The sequence below is a fragment of the Jiella sp. M17.18 genome (assembly GCF_041027365.1).
Classification (GTDB): Bacteria; Pseudomonadota; Alphaproteobacteria; order Rhizobiales; family Rhizobiaceae; genus VKMB-3413.
Genome location: NZ_JBFTEH010000010.1, coordinates 134258 through 148028, shown reverse-complemented (window position 1 = coordinate 148028; position 13771 = coordinate 134258). Strand labels below are relative to the sequence as shown.

General features: G+C 70.0%; 14 protein-coding genes. 6 read left to right on the top strand and 8 right to left on the bottom strand.

From position 1 onward, the window contains the following. Window positions 1-2 precede the first annotated feature (2 nt). Entirely contained in the window at window positions 3-827 is an 825-nt protein-coding gene (locus tag AB5S17_RS18100) for a sulfite exporter TauE/SafE family protein (protein ID WP_369241954.1), read from the bottom strand. 124 nt (window positions 828-951) lie between these two features. After that, window positions 952-1974, bottom strand: a complete 1023-nt coding sequence (dusA, locus tag AB5S17_RS18095) for a tRNA dihydrouridine(20/20a) synthase DusA (protein WP_369241952.1) — start codon at window positions 1972-1974, stop codon at window positions 952-954. 277 nt (window positions 1975-2251) lie between these two features. On the opposite strand from dusA, the gene AB5S17_RS18090 reads away from it, so the two are divergent. Both AB5S17_RS18090 and phnN read left to right on the top strand, forming a co-directional pair. Further along, on the top strand, window positions 2252-3391 hold the full coding sequence (locus AB5S17_RS18090) for an alpha-D-ribose 1-methylphosphonate 5-triphosphate diphosphatase (protein WP_369241950.1): 1140 nt from the start codon (window positions 2252-2254) through the stop codon (window positions 3389-3391). Continuing rightward, the gene (gene phnN, locus AB5S17_RS18085) at window positions 3384-4031 is read left to right on the top strand and encodes a phosphonate metabolism protein/1,5-bisphosphokinase (PRPP-forming) PhnN (RefSeq protein ID WP_369241948.1); all 648 of its coding nucleotides are present in this window, start codon (window positions 3384-3386) and stop codon (window positions 4029-4031) included. Before AB5S17_RS18090 ends, phnN begins: the two co-directional genes overlap by 8 nt. Window positions 4032-4105: 74 nt before the next feature. On the opposite strand, the gene rquA is transcribed toward phnN, so the two are convergent. Further along, complete coding sequence (rquA, locus tag AB5S17_RS18080; RefSeq protein WP_369241946.1) at window positions 4106-4852, bottom strand: rhodoquinone biosynthesis methyltransferase RquA; 747 nt, start codon at window positions 4850-4852, stop codon at window positions 4106-4108. Window positions 4853-4898: 46 nt separating this feature from the next. Further along, window positions 4899-5393 carry a DoxX family protein gene (locus AB5S17_RS18075; protein WP_369241944.1) on the bottom strand — a complete coding sequence of 165 codons (495 nt, stop codon included), beginning with the start codon at window positions 5391-5393 and terminating at the stop codon, window positions 4899-4901. 231 nt (window positions 5394-5624) lie between these two features. On the opposite strand from AB5S17_RS18075, the gene AB5S17_RS18070 reads away from it, so the two are divergent. Next, window positions 5625-6098, top strand: a complete 474-nt coding sequence (locus AB5S17_RS18070; RefSeq protein WP_369241942.1) for a low molecular weight protein-tyrosine-phosphatase — start codon at window positions 5625-5627, stop codon at window positions 6096-6098. Continuing rightward, entirely contained in the window at window positions 6095-6901 is an 807-nt protein-coding gene (locus tag AB5S17_RS18065; protein ID WP_369241940.1) for a fructosamine kinase family protein, read from the top strand. Before AB5S17_RS18070 ends, AB5S17_RS18065 begins: the two co-directional genes overlap by 4 nt. A 64-nt stretch (window positions 6902-6965) precedes the next feature. On the opposite strand, the gene AB5S17_RS18060 is transcribed toward AB5S17_RS18065, so the two are convergent. From AB5S17_RS18060 to AB5S17_RS18045, 4 genes are all read right to left on the bottom strand, one after another. After that, the gene (locus tag AB5S17_RS18060; RefSeq protein ID WP_369241938.1) at window positions 6966-7628 is read right to left on the bottom strand and encodes an outer-membrane lipoprotein carrier protein LolA; all 663 of its coding nucleotides are present in this window, start codon (window positions 7626-7628) and stop codon (window positions 6966-6968) included. A gap of 310 nt (window positions 7629-7938) precedes the next feature. Continuing rightward, window positions 7939-10923: a DNA translocase FtsK gene (locus AB5S17_RS18055; RefSeq protein ID WP_369241936.1), complete on the bottom strand. Its 2985-nt coding sequence runs from the start codon at window positions 10921-10923 to the stop codon at window positions 7939-7941. 169 nt (window positions 10924-11092) lie between these two features. Further along, window positions 11093-11488 (bottom strand): VOC family protein, encoded by a 396-nt coding sequence (locus tag AB5S17_RS18050; RefSeq protein ID WP_369241934.1) that lies wholly within the window; start codon window positions 11486-11488, stop codon window positions 11093-11095. 68 nt (window positions 11489-11556) lie between these two features. Further along, the gene (locus tag AB5S17_RS18045) at window positions 11557-12168 is read right to left on the bottom strand and encodes a hypothetical protein (protein ID WP_369241932.1); all 612 of its coding nucleotides are present in this window, start codon (window positions 12166-12168) and stop codon (window positions 11557-11559) included. Between the two features lie 459 nt (window positions 12169-12627). Between AB5S17_RS18045 and AB5S17_RS18040 the strand changes: the two genes are divergently transcribed. Further along, on the top strand, window positions 12628-13515 hold the full coding sequence (locus tag AB5S17_RS18040) for a CoA ester lyase (protein ID WP_369241930.1): 888 nt from the start codon (window positions 12628-12630) through the stop codon (window positions 13513-13515). Continuing rightward, complete coding sequence (locus AB5S17_RS18035; RefSeq protein ID WP_369241928.1) at window positions 13512-13718, top strand: DUF1737 domain-containing protein; 207 nt, start codon at window positions 13512-13514, stop codon at window positions 13716-13718. The genes AB5S17_RS18040 and AB5S17_RS18035 overlap by 4 nt, the downstream gene beginning before the upstream one ends. The last annotated feature ends 53 nt before the right edge of the window (window positions 13719-13771 follow it).

Genomic DNA, 13771 nt, shown 5'->3' with positions numbered 1-13771 from the left:
CGTCAGATCAGGCTGTAGGCGAAGCGGGCCGCGACGATCAGCAGGAAGCAGCCGAAGCCGAGCTCCAGCTGGCGGCGCGTCAGCCGGTGCGCCAGGCTGGCCCCAAGCGGCACGACGAGGATCGACACCGGCGCGACCAGAAGCACGGCGAGGACGCTGACATAGCCGAGGCTGACCGGCGGCAGCCCCGCCTCGCCCCAGCCGCCGACGATATAGGCCAGCAGCCCCGGCACCGAGATCAGCGCCCCGACGCCGGCGCTGGTCGCCACCGCCTGGATCATCGGCCGGCCGTAGAGCGTCATGAAGGTGTTGTTGAGGACGCCGCCACCGATCCCCATCAGCGCCGACAGGACGCCGATCGCAAACCCCGCGATCGATCGTCCGGCAAGGCCCGGCAGGTCGGTGCCGAGCATGAAGGTGATCCGCCCGAGGATCAGCTTCAGCCCCAGCAGGAAGGCGAGCACGGCGAAGATGGCACGCAGTTCGCCCGACGAGGCCGCCGCCGCGACGAGCGCTCCGGCGACGGCGCCGAGCGGCACCGCCACCACCCATTCCTTCAGGAGCTTGCGGTCGACCGCTCCCTTCTTCCAGTGCGCCATCAGCGAGCGCAGCGAGGTCGGCACGATGATCGCGATCGAGGAGCCGATGGCGAGGTGCATCGTCACCGCATGCGGAATGCCGAGCCCCTCGAAGGTCTGGTAGAGCACCGGCACGTAGATCGCCCCGCCGCCGATGCCGAACAGGCCGGCGAGGAATCCGGCGACGAGCGCGGCGGCGATCAGCGGAGGAACGAGGGTGAGGAGGTGGGCGTCGGCGAGGCTGGTCATGGCCGCGTCTTAGGCCGCATCGGCGGCGAATGCATCAAGGCCGGTCGCGGGAGCCGGCGGTCCCGGCGTCGATCGGTCTCCGATGTCGCGACTTACGGCGCCCCGACCCGTTCCGGATCTCGCCTCAAGCCGCGTCGCGCGCGCCCGCCGCCGGCTCCAGCCGCACCTGCGCAAACGCCTCATAGATCAGCCGCGGCGAGGCGTCCGGCCGGTTGGCGCCCTCCGAAAGGATCTGCCGCCAGCGCCGCGCGCCGGGAAGGCCGGTGAATAGGCCGGTCATGTGGCGGGTGACCTGGCCGAGCTTGCCGCCGGCCGCCATGTGCCGGTCGGCATAGTCCGCCATCGCCGCGACCAGCGCGGGATAGTCCACCGGCCGCTCCGGCTCGCGGTAGAAGGCGGAATCCACCTCGCCCAGGATGTCCGGCGTCTGGTAGGCGGCGCGACCGAGCATCACCCCGTCGAGCGGCCCGGTCGCCTCCTGGGCCATCCGGATCGTCTTCAGCCCGCCGTTGAGGCCGACGAAGGCCTGCGGCAGCCGCGCCTTCAGCCGGTGCACCCGGCCGTAGTCGAGCGGCGGGATGTCGCGGTTCTCCTTCGGGCTGAGCCCCTGCAGCCAAGCCTTGCGCGCATGCACCCAGATCGTCCTGACACCGGCGGCGACCGCGGCATCCGCCAGCGCGTCGAGCGCTTCCTCCGGATCCTGCTCGTCGACGCCGATCCGGCACTTCACCGTCACCGGAACCTTGCTCGCCTCCGCCATCGCCGCCAGGCATTCGCCGACGAGCCCGGGCGTGCGCATCAGGCAGGCGCCGAAGGTGCCGGACTGCACCCGGTCGGACGGACAGCCGACATTGAGGTTGATCTCGTCATAGCCGTACTCGGACGCGATCGCGCAGGCCTTCGCCAGCCTCTGAGGATCCGAGCCGCCGATCTGCAGCGCCACCGGATGCTCTGCCGCATCGAAGCCGAGCAGCCGGTCGCGGTCGCCGTGAAGGATCGCCTGGTCGACGATCATCTCCGTGTAGAGCAATGCCCGCCGCGTCAGCTGCCGATGGAAGAAACGGCAGTGGCGATCGGTCCAGTCGATCATGGGTGCCACGGCGAAACGGGCGCCTGGGGCGACGGGATGGGCGGCTGAATGGGTCATGCGACGGTCGGAAGGAGTTCTCGGGTCAAGGACAGGCTGCGGGCTGCGACACCGCATATGGCCTTCGCGGAAGCGCCAGGCAACCGCCGGGCGCAGCGCGGGGGTTGCCGGTCCCCGGCTGACGTCAAACCGTCACTTGACGTCCGCCGCGGGGATCGACCAGATGCCGCTCCGCAACGGAGCTGCGCGGTGACGCGCGACTCAGCAGCGGCGGCGACCGGACCGCCCGGGCGCCGTCCCCGCGGACCTGGCCGCCACCACCCGAGAGACGCCTGCGATGCCCGCCGAGACGATCCTGACCAACGCCCAAATCGTGACGCCCGAGGCGATCGTCGAGGGCCATCTCGTGCTGCGCGACGGCAAGATCGCCGAGGTCGCGGAAGGACCTTCGCGCTCCGGCGAGGACATGGGCGGCGATATGATCATTCCCGGCCTCGTCGAGCTCCACACCGACCATATCGAGGGTCACTACCACCCGCGCCCGCGCGTCATCTGGAACCGCATGGCGGCGATCCAGGCGCATGACGCGCAGATCGCCGCCTCCGGCATCACCACGGTCTTCGACGCCCTGCGCGTCGGCACCGACGAGAACCGCATCGCCAGTTCCGACGATATCGCGGCCATGGGCCGCGCGATCGGGCAGGCGGTCGACGAGGACCGGGTGCGCGCCGACCACTTCATTCACCTGCGATGCGAGGTCTCCGCCGCCGACGTCATCGAGGGATTCGAGAAGGTCGTCGACAATCCGCGGCTGAAGCTCGCCTCGCTGATGGACCACGCGCCCGGCCAGCGCCAGTTCGCCGACCTCGGCGCCTACCGCGCCTACTATCAAAAGAAGGACGGGCTGACCGACGCCGAGTTCGACGCCTTCTGCGAGCGGCGCATCGCGGAATCCGAGCGCTATGCGCCGGAGGGCCGCCGGATGATCGCCGCCGCCTGCCGCGAGCGCGGCATCGCGCTCGCCTCGCATGACGACGCCAATGCCGAACATGTCGCCGAGTCGGTGGCGCTCGGCGTCGATGTCGCCGAGTTCCCGACGACGATCGAAGCGGCCGAAGCCTCGCGCGCGGCCGGCCTGCACGTCCTGATGGGCGCGCCGAACATCGTGCGCGGCGGCTCGCATTCCGGCAATGTCTCGGCGCTGGAGCTGATGCGCCACGGCGTGCTCGACATCCTCTCGTCCGACTACGTGCCGTTCTCGATGCTGCAGGCGGCCTTCCAGCTGTGGGACGCCGGCGAGACGCAGCTGCCGGCCGCGATCCGGCTCGTGACCGAGGCGCCGGCCGAGGCCGTCGGCCTCACCGACCGCGGCGCGATCCTGGCGGGCCGGCGCGCCGATCTGGTGCGGGTGCGCGTGCACAAGGGTGAGCCGCCAGTGGTGCGCTCGGTCTGGCGCGAGGGCCGGCGGGTTGTCTGAGGCAGACGAGAGCGGGACCGGCCCGGGCGCAGCCTCCGGCGCCGCTCCCTCCGCATCCCCCTCCCCCGGCCTGTTCTGTGCCGTCGTCGGCCCGAGCGGGGCCGGCAAGGACACGCTGATCCGGCTCGCCGCCGAGCGCCTGCCGCAGGACGGCAGCGTCCTCGTGGCGCGGCGCGTCGTCACCCGGCCGGCGCTGGCCGCGGTCGAGGACCACGACGTGATGAGCCCGGAGGCTTTCGCAGCGGCCAAGGCCGCCGGCGCCTTCTGCCTCTCCTGGGAGGCGCACGGCCTCTGCTACGGGCTGCCCGCCGCGCTCGCCGCCCATGTGGCCGCCAGCGGCACGGTGATCGCCAATCTCTCGCGCCGCACGCTCGACCAGGCGGCGGAACGCTTCCCCCGCCTCGGCGTCGTCGAGGTCACGGCGCCGCGCGCCGTGCTTTTGTCCCGCATCGCCGCGCGCGGCCGCGAGAGCCGCGAGGAGATCGCGGCCCGGCTCGACCGCGCCGTGCCGCTGCGCCTGCCGCAGGCGGCCGAGCGCTTCGCCCGCATCGTCAACGACGCCGCGCCCGAGGACGGCGCCGATAAGCTGGTGCGGTTTCTCGGCCTCGGCGCCCCCTGCTACTCCGTGTTCGCGCAGTAGGGCCAGGCGAGCAACGTTTTCGAACCCGGCCACCGCCGGGCCGCATCCCGTCCCGGACCGCGCCCCGCTGCCTCTCACTCGCCGACGGTGATCGTGACGATCTGGTAGAGCCCGCCGAAGCGGCGCTCGGCCGTCATCGCGGCGACCGCGGCGCCGGCGGGCAGAAGATCGGGAAAGTCGGTCCGCCACAGATCCAGCGCGAAGGGTTCCAGCGCCGCGAGCACCGGCCGGAAGAGGTAGCGCAGCGGATGCCACCATGTCGGCCGGGCATATTCGACCACGACGATCCGCCCGCCCGGCCGGACCACCCGGAACGCCTCCTTCAGCGTCGCGCTGCGCACGGCCTCCGGCTGCTCGTGTAGCAGGAAGAAGATCAGCGCCCGATCGTAGCTGGCGTCGGCGGCCTTGAGATCTGCCGCGTCCGACCGCAGCAGCCGCACCGGCAGGCCGTCCGGAAGCTTGCGCCGCAGGTTGCCGAGTTGCACCGCCAGCACGTCGACGACATCGAGCCGGCCGCCGCTCGCCGCCGCCCGCGCCGCGATCCGCTCGGTCAGGTTGCCGTAGACGCAGGCGATCTGCAGCGTGCGCCCGGGCAGGCGCTCGCCGAGCGTCTCGAGGGCAGCGGCCGCGAGGCGGCGATAGTTGCCCCAGAGGATGATGTTGGCGAGCCACTGGCGCTCAAAGATGCGCACGGCGTTCGGGTGGACATAGGCCCACCAGTAGTGGGTCTCGAGATAGGCCGGGACCGCGGCACGGTGAGCGCGCGGCTCGGCCGTCACTGCGTCGCCCGCGGCGACGCAGGGGTCTGTCATGGCTGTCATGGTGAGGATCGCTCGGCTGGTGATGCTCGGAAGGATCGGCGGGCGGTCAGGCCGTCAGCCAGCGCAGGGTCTGGCTGCTTTCGACCACCTTGTTCTTCGCGACCCAGCCGTCGAGGCCCCAGTAGTGGCCGGCATGGCGGACCATCAGGATGCCCAGCGCGGCGGCATAGACGAGGTGGTAGTCGATCAGGAAGTCGTTGACCGAGCCGATGAACGGAAAGTCCATATGCGCGGTCCAGTAGAGCAGCATGGTGAGGATCGCGAAGGGCGCGCTCACCCGAACGAGCAGGCCGGAGATCAGCGACAGGCCGATCAGCAGGTGGCCGTATTCGACCAGGAAGGCGACGACCGGCAGGAAGGACGACTCCGCCAGCGGCCCGTAGATGAAGTGAAACGTCTTGGTCGAAGACAGGAAGCCGTGGACATAGGCGTTGCTGCCGAAATGGTGGATGGCGGCCCAGAGGAACATCCAGCCGATGGAGATGCGGATCAGGAAGAGCAGGACGCGTTCGGCCTGACCGGGTTCTTCCGTGAGGGACATGACGATCGTTCCTTTTGGTTGACGAACGACCTCGGGTGACGGGGTCGACGCTGATCATCATGACGATCGATAAGCCTGCCGCATTGATCCGGATCAGATCGGCCAGATCGGAGCGCGGCCGGCTTTGCCTGACGGCATGGCGTCCGCCCGCGCGTTGACAGGCGGCGACGGCGCGACAGCTTGCTGCGCGAGCCAGTCTCCCTGCCACCCGCGAACCCAAGAGCCCCTCCCTTGTCCGACAAGCCCGCCGTCCTGTTCGTCTGCCTCGGCAATATCTGCCGCTCGCCCCTCGCCGAGGCCGCCTTCCGCGCCGAGGCGGACCGCATCGGCCTCGACGTCGCGGCGGATTCCGCCGGCACCGGCGACTACCATCTCGGCCATCCGCCGGACCGGCGGGCGCAGGCGGTGGCCCGGCGCGCCGGCATCGACATCTCGCATTACCAGGCGCGGCAGGTGACGCCGGAGGACTTCCGCCGATTCACCCATGTCGTCGCGCTCGACCGCGACAATCTCAGCAATCTGCGGCGCATCCGTCCGGCCGACGCGACGGCGGAGTTGACCCTCCTCCTCGATCATGTCCCGGGGCGCGAGGGCGAGGCGGTCGCCGATCCCTATTACGGCGACGATGCCGGCTTCGACGTCACCTGGGCGGACGTCACCGAAGGCGCGCGCGAACTCGCCCGGCGGATTCGGGACGAGCGATGAGCGGCCTTGCCGAACGCGGCGCCGCGCTGATGGGCGGGACGCTGAGGACAAGCGGCGCCTCCGGCGGCGGCTCGCTGTCGGATCTCGTGACGATCCGGCTTGGCGACGGGCGCCGGGCGGTCGTCAAGACGGGCCCGAACCCGCGGATCGAAGCGGCGATGCTGCGGGCGATCCGCGCGGCGGCCGCCCCCGCCCCCGAAGTCTACGGCGCCGACGAGACGGCGCTGGCGATCGAGCTGCTGCCGAGCGACGGCAGCCTGCCCTCCGCTTGGGGCGACCTCGGCACGGTCCTGCGGCGGCTGCACAATACGGTCGGCGACACCTATGGCTGGGAGGGCGACTACGCCTTCGGCAGGGTTGCGATCGAGAACGCTGCGGCCGACGACTGGCCGCGCTTCTACGCCGAGCGGCGGCTGCTGACCCACTGCCCCCATGTCCCCGGCGATGTCGCCCGGCGGCTGGAGACGCTCGCCGGCGATCTGTCGAACCGCCTGCCGAAGACCCCGCCGGCCGCGCTCCTGCACGGCGACCTGTGGGCCGGCAACGTCCTTGCTGCGGGCGGGCGCATCTCCGGCCTGATCGACCCCGCCTGCTATCACGGGCATGGCGAGATCGACATCGCCATGCTGGAACTCTTCGGCAGCCCCGGCCCCGCCTTCTTCGAGGCCTATGGCGACCTCGATGCCGGCTGGGCCGAGCGCCGCAACCTCTACCAGCTCTGGCCGGCGCTGGTGCACCTCAGGCTGTTCGGCAGCGGCTATCGCGGCATGGTCGAGCGGCTGCTGGACGCGGCGGGAGCCTGAGTCAGACCATCCCAGCCTGCTGGAACACTGCCGCCCCTCCCGGCGCGCCGGCGCGTTTCGCGTGCTAGTTCCCGGTCTGGCCCTGGCTGATCGCGGTGTAGGGGATCTTGAACGCGGAGTCGGCGATCTTGCTGCCGGTCTTGACGTTGTAGATCATCACCGTCGTGTCCTTGCCCTGCTGGTCGTGGATCGTCCACTGCTTCAGGTCATAGGTGTGGGCGTCGAACAGCATGGTGATGCGCGAGGAGCCGAAGACCGAGTGATCGCCCATGACGATCGTCACGACGTCCGGGTCGACCTTGACGCTCTGGATGTTCGCCGAGGACAGGTCGATGTGCCGGTCGAGCAGCAGCTTCATCGGCGTCTTCGACAGGGGATAGAGATCCCAGGTGTTCAGCTGCTTGTTGTTGATCGCGACGTTGGAGCCGTCGGCGATCACCCGGAGCGGGCTCGAGGCATAGTCGAAGCGGACCTTGCCCGGCCGCTCGATGTAGAACTTGCCCTCGCTCTGCCGGCCGCCCGGATCGAACTGGATGAAGTCGCCATACATCGCCTGGATCTGGGCGAAGTGGTCGGCGATCTGCTGCGCCGTCTGGGCGTCCGTCGCCGCCGCGGCCGGCAGGCTCGACAGCGGCAGCGCCGTCGCGGCGGCGAGTGCCAGGGCGGCCGCCGGGCGCAGGAGACGCTGACGCAGGCGCTTGATCTGATGGAGAACGGTCTTGCTCATGTCGGCGATCGGAATCCTCTTGCGCGTCCGCTGGTGGCCGGTTCCGCAAGCGTGTCGCTCCCGGCGGCGGGCCTCTCGGCCCCGGCGAGATCGACGCCGGACGAAGGTCCGGCCGCCGGACCTGCCATGGCCCTTTGCGGTTGATATGTTGGACGCGAGCTATGCCGAGGCAATGGGGCCGCCGAATGGCGGCGCCCGCCTCGGCGGTTCACGCCTCGGTCAACCGGCCCGACATGCGGCCTTGCCCGGGAGGAACGCTCCGGCCGAAAACGGCTCCGGCCGAAGGCGGGATCCCGCTTCCCGCGCGGCGCTACATCCGCGCCTCTTCCTCGGTCGGCACCAGGATTTCGCGCTTGCCGGCGTGGTTGGCGGGGCCGACGATGCCCTCCTGCTCCATCCGCTCGATGATCGAGGCCGCGCGGTTGTAGCCGATGCCGAGCCGGCGCTGGATGTAGGAGGTCGACGCCTTGCCGTCGCGCAGCACCACGGCGACCGCCTGGTCGTACGGGTCTTCCGAGTCGTCGCCGCCCGACGCGTTCGATCCGGCGGAGCCGGAGCTCGAGCCGCCGCCCGAGGCGCCGCCGTCCTCGTCCTCGTCCTCCAGGATGGCGTCGAGATAGTCCGGCACGCCCTGCGACTTCAGATGCGTGACGACCTGCTCGACTTCCGGATCGTCGACGAAGGGGCCGTGGACGCGCTGGATGCGGCCGCCGCCGGCCATGAACAGCATGTCGCCCATGCCGAGCAGCTGCTCGGCGCCCTGCTCCCCGAGAATGGTACGCGAGTCGATCTTCGAGGTCACCTGGAAGGAGATGCGGGTCGGGAAGTTGGCCTTGATCGTGCCGGTGATGACGTCGACGGACGGGCGCTGCGTCGCCATGATGACGTGGATGCCGGCGGCGCGGGCCATCTGCGCGAGGCGCTGGACGGCGCCCTCGATGTCCTTGCCCGCGACCATCATCAGGTCGGCCATCTCGTCGATGATGACGACGATGTAGGGCAGCGGCGAGAGGTCGAACTCCTCGGTCTCGAAGATCGGCTCGCCGGTCTCGCGGTCGAAACCGGTCTGGACGGTGCGCGAGATCGTCTCGCCGCGCTCCATCGCGCCCTTCACGCGGGCGTTGAAGCCGTCGATGTTGCGCACGCCCACCTTCGACATCTTGCGATAGCGGTCCTCCATTTCGCGGACCGTCCACTTCAGCGCCACCACCGCCTTCTTCGGGTCGGTGACGACCGGCGAGAGGAGGTGCGGAATGCCGTCGTAGATCGAGAGCTCCAGCATCTTCGGGTCGATCATGATCAGCCGGCAGTCGGCCGGGGTGAACCGGTAGAGCAGCGACAGGATCATGGTGTTGATCGACACCGACTTGCCCGAGCCGGTGGTACCGGCGACGAGGAGGTGCGGCATCTTGGCGAGGTCGGCGATCACGGCTTCGCCGCCAATCGTCTTGCCGAGCACCAGCGGCAGCTTGCCCTTGTGCTGGGAGAAGGTCTCCGAGCCGATCATCTCGCGGAAGTAGACCGTGTCGCGGCGCTGGTTCGGCAATTCGATGCCGATGGCGTTCTTGCCGGGGATCACGGCGACGCGGGCGGCGATCGCCGACATCGAACGAGCGATGTCGTCGGCCAGGCCGATGACGCGCGAGGACTTGATGCCGGGGGCCGGCTCCAGCTCGTAGAGCGTGACGACGGGGCCGGGGCGCACCTCGATGATCTCGCCCTTCACGCCGAAATCCTCAAGCACGCCTTCCAGGAGGCGGGCGTTCTCCTGCAGCGCCTCCGGCGACATCGACGTGTCGCGGCCCTTGGCCTTTGGCACGGTGAGGAACTCGATCGAGGGCAGTTCGAACTTCACCGGGTCGGCGACGGTCATCGCCTGCGGCTGCATGGCGAGCGCCCGGCCGGAGCCGGTGCGCAGCCGCTGCTGGTCTGCGGTCACCCGCGTCTGCGGAACCACGCGCACGCTCTGATCGGGCTGCGGCGGCCGCGGCTCGGGCCGGCGCGCGGCGGGAGCGGGCGCTTCGGACGGCCGCGGCTCGGTCCGCGCGTCCTGCTGCGCCTTGCGGTCCTTGCGGCCGGGGAAGGCGACGATGTTGCCGGAGAGAAGGCCGCGCCAGCCGCTGGCCTCTTCGGCGGGCGGCGCCGCATTGGGCGAGACGCGGTCCGTCGGCTCGATCATCATCGAGTCGTCTTCGGGCTGCGCGTCGTGGCCGAGCTCGCCGCCGAGTGCCGCCTCGAATTCCTCTTCGAGCGAAGCCGCCCAATCCTCCGAAGCGTCCCCCGCCTCGTCGAATGCCGGCTCTGCCTCGTCGAAGGCCGGCTCCTGGCGGCTCGGCTGTGGATGAGCGGGCTCGGCACGCCCGGCCGGCACGGGGTCGAAGGCGAGATCGTCCTCTTCCTCGATGTCGCCGACCGGATCGACATAGCCGCGGTTCGCCTGCGGCATCGCCACCCGGATCGGCCGCTGCACCGGACGCGGCGGGGGCGGCGGCGCGAAGTCCTCAGCCTCGTCCTGCCATTCGTCGAAGCGGTCGCCGAACTCGCGCGGGGCCGACGCCGCGGCGCGGCGCTCCTCGGCCCGGCGCTGCCAGGCCGCCTTGGCGGAATAGACCGTGTGGGCGAGCGCACCGACCAGGAGGTCGAGCTTGCTTTCGGCATCGTCCTCCTCGATGTCATCGCGGCGCCCGGCCCCCCGGCGCTTCTGCGGCGCCGGCGCGCGGTTGCGGTCGATCAGCGCCGCGCCGTTCAGATACAGCCAGGCGGCGGGCGCGGCGAGGAGCGCTGCGACGACGATGCCGAGGACGCCCTTCGGATAGTCCCCGATCAGCATCGCCGGGAACTTCAGGGCGATGTCGCCGGCGACGCCGCCGAGGCCGATCGGCAGCGGCCAGGTCGAAGGCGCGTCGAAGCAGCCGAGCGCCGCGCAGGCCAGGACGACGCCGCCGACCGCGTACCAGCCCCTGCGCCACACGCCGTCGACCGTGCGGCCGGACAACAGCAGCAGGCCCCAGATCGCCGGCAGCGCCACCACCAGCGCCGCCCCAATGCCGAAGACCTGCATCATCAGGTCGGCGACGATCGCGCCGGACGAACCGGCCCAGTTCTCCACCATGTTCTGGTTGGACTGGCTGAGCGACGGGTCGGTGACCGTCCAGGTGGCGCAGGCGAGGCCGAGATAGCCGGCGAGCCCGACCAGTCCCGCCGCCGCCAGGATTTCGCCCTGCCGCTTGAAGAAGGAGACCTGCCGTTCGCCTCTCGCCACGGCCTGCCGCTCGCCCACCGTCGTCACTGTCATCTGCCTGACCCATGTCGTCGCGCTTGCGCGTCGCGGCCGTGAAGCCGAAACGCGCTTCTTGCGCCGGACCCTAGCGGAGCGCGGGTTAAGGCTCGCTTAAGTTTAAGCAGACGTTAGCGAAACCGCTCGGATGGGAGCAGGCCGCGAAGGTCCGGAAGCGGCGGAAATGTCACTGGAAGCGACCGCCCCGCTCGAGAACCTCGATCTTGTAGCCGTCGGGGTCCTCGATGAAGAAGAAGCGCGCGAGCGGGCGGCCCTCGTGGCTCATCTCCTTGATGTCCTTCGGCGACAGGCCGGCGGCGATCATCCGCCGATGCTCAGCCTCGAGATCGGCGACCGAGACGGCGACATGGCCGTAGCCGTCGCCGAGGTCGTAGGGCTCGTTCCGCCCCTTGTTCACGGTCAGCTCGATCTCGTGCCCGCTTTCCCGGTTCGAGAGATAGACGAGCGTGAACGACTCGAACTCGTAGCGATCCGCGAGGGTCAGGCCGAAGGCCGTCTCGTAGAAGGCGCGCGAGCGCGCCTCGTCGAGGACGCGGATCATGGTGTGGATCGTCTTGGCCAAGATGTCGGTCCTTCTTCGTTCGTTCGCACGGCGCCGGCCCTCCCGCCGCAGCACGATCCGGCGCAAGCCTACATGTGCTCGGCGAGCTTCTTCGCCAGCTGGCGCCGCTTGCGGCGCGAATGCATCTGGTGGGTCTCCACGGTGCGCGGAAGGATGCGGGCCCGCTCGCCGTCGCGGCGCAGATCGAAATGCCGCTCCGCCCCGACCGGGTCACGCTCCGGGCCGTAGAGCGCGACCGCGATGATCTCGATCGTCTCCACCTCCTCCTTGTCGGCGATCCGGTGGTCCGCTTCGGAGAGCGCCCCGACGAGATCGTCGAAATGCCCGATGTCGAGGTAGGAGCCGGGCATCAGGCTGCCCTGACGCATCGCCGAGCGCGGATCGGTGCCGAGATCTTCGGGAAGGTCGCGCAGATCGGTCAGCGCGAACTCCACCCGGTCGTGCTTGGTCACCAGCGTCGCGATCAGGCTGGTCACGTAGATCGCTTCGGCGCTCATATTGGTGATGAGGCAGCGCGAGTGCAGCCCGGAGCCGGCGCCACGCGTGATGACGATCGACGGCCGCCGCTGGCGACGGTGGCTGTTGAGAAGCAGCTGGAGATAGACGATCCAGACGCACAGCATGGCGGCATTGATCGCCAGATTGACGACCGCGCTGTGCTCCGACAGCCAGGCGAACATGTCAGCGTTCCTCCTGGCGGCGTCCCGAGGGCCGGCCGGATCGTCCGGCGCACATCGGGCCCTTCGGCCGACGCCGCGCCTGCGCAAGCCGCGCGCCGATCGCGCCGGCCCGAACGTCCATGATCTGGGGTGGACGAGAGATGTTCCGACGCAAGGAAAGTGCGCGGACCCGAGGGAGGAGGTCGGGCCCGCGCGAAACAAGCGGTCGGAAGGTGGGAGGAGGAGGTCTTCCGTCCGCCTGCATGTCAGTCCAAAGTCGCTACATGACTCTCCGGAGACCGTGGATATCCGTAGATGTCCGCTCCGGCATGCTGCACCAAGGCAAAACGCCCTGCGAACGTTCCGGACGGCGTTCCAGGAAGTGCGTCGCCGCCTATCGGCATCGCAGCAAGTCGCTGGACTTCAACATCGATACACGAGGCATGGACTGCCGCGGCACGATCGGCGAGAACGTGCGGCATGACCGACCTCCGCCCCCGCCGCTCGCTGCTCTTCGTTCCCGCCGCCAATGCCCGCGCACTGGAAAAATCCGCAACGCTTCCCGCCGACGGCCTGATCTTCGACCTCGAGGATTCCGTCGGGCCCAAGGAGAAGCCGGCGGCCCGCGAGGCGCTGCGGGCGCATCTTGCCGCCGCGCCGGCGACGGGGGAGCGGATCGTGCGGATCAACGGTCTTAATACGTCCTGGGGCACCGAGGATCTGCTGATGGCGCGCGGCGCCGGCGTGGACGCGATCCTGCTTCCGAAAGTCGAGAGCCCGGCGGCGGTCCTCGCGGTCGCGACGGCGCTCGCCGACATGGACGCGCCGGACGATCTCAAGCTCTGGGCGATGATCGAGACGCCGCGGGGCATCCTGGAAGCTGCCTGGATCGCGGAGGAAGGCGCCGAGAGCCGGCTCGCGGCTCTCGTCGTCGGGCCGAACGACATCAAGCTCGCGACCGGCGTTGCGCCTGGGCCGGAGCGTGCGGAACTCCTGCCCTGGCTGATGCAGATCGTGCTGGCGGCGAAAAGCTTCGGCCTCGCCGTCCTCGACGGCGTCTATGCCGACTTCCGCGACGCGGAGGGATTTGCCGGCGAATGCGCCGCCGGCCGGCGCATGGGCTTCGACGGCAAGACGCTGATCCATCCGGCGCAGATCGCCCCCGCCAACGCCGCCTTCGCGCCGGACCCGGAGGCGATCGCGGCGGCAGAGCGGATCGTTGCGGCCTTCGCCGCGCCGGAAAACGCCGCAAAGGGCGTGATCTCGCTGGACGGCCGCATGGTCGAGCGGCTGCATCTGGAAGAGGCGCAGCGGCTCCTCGCCCTCAACGACCGCATCGCCGAAACGCAACAGGTTCAGAAACGATGAAACTCTACCGCTTCCTCACTGGCCCGGACGACTCGTCCTTCTGCCACAAGGTCTCCCTGGCGCTGTCGAAGGGCTGGGAACTGCATGGGGACCCGACCTACGCCTTCGACGCGGCCAGCGGCGCCATGCGCTGCGGCCAGGCGGTGACGAAGACGGTGGAAGGCAAGGACTACGACCCGGAGATGAAGCTCGGCGAGCAATAGGCACCGGACGGCACGTGCCCCGCCGCCGATCCGGCGACCGGGGTTCGCGCCCG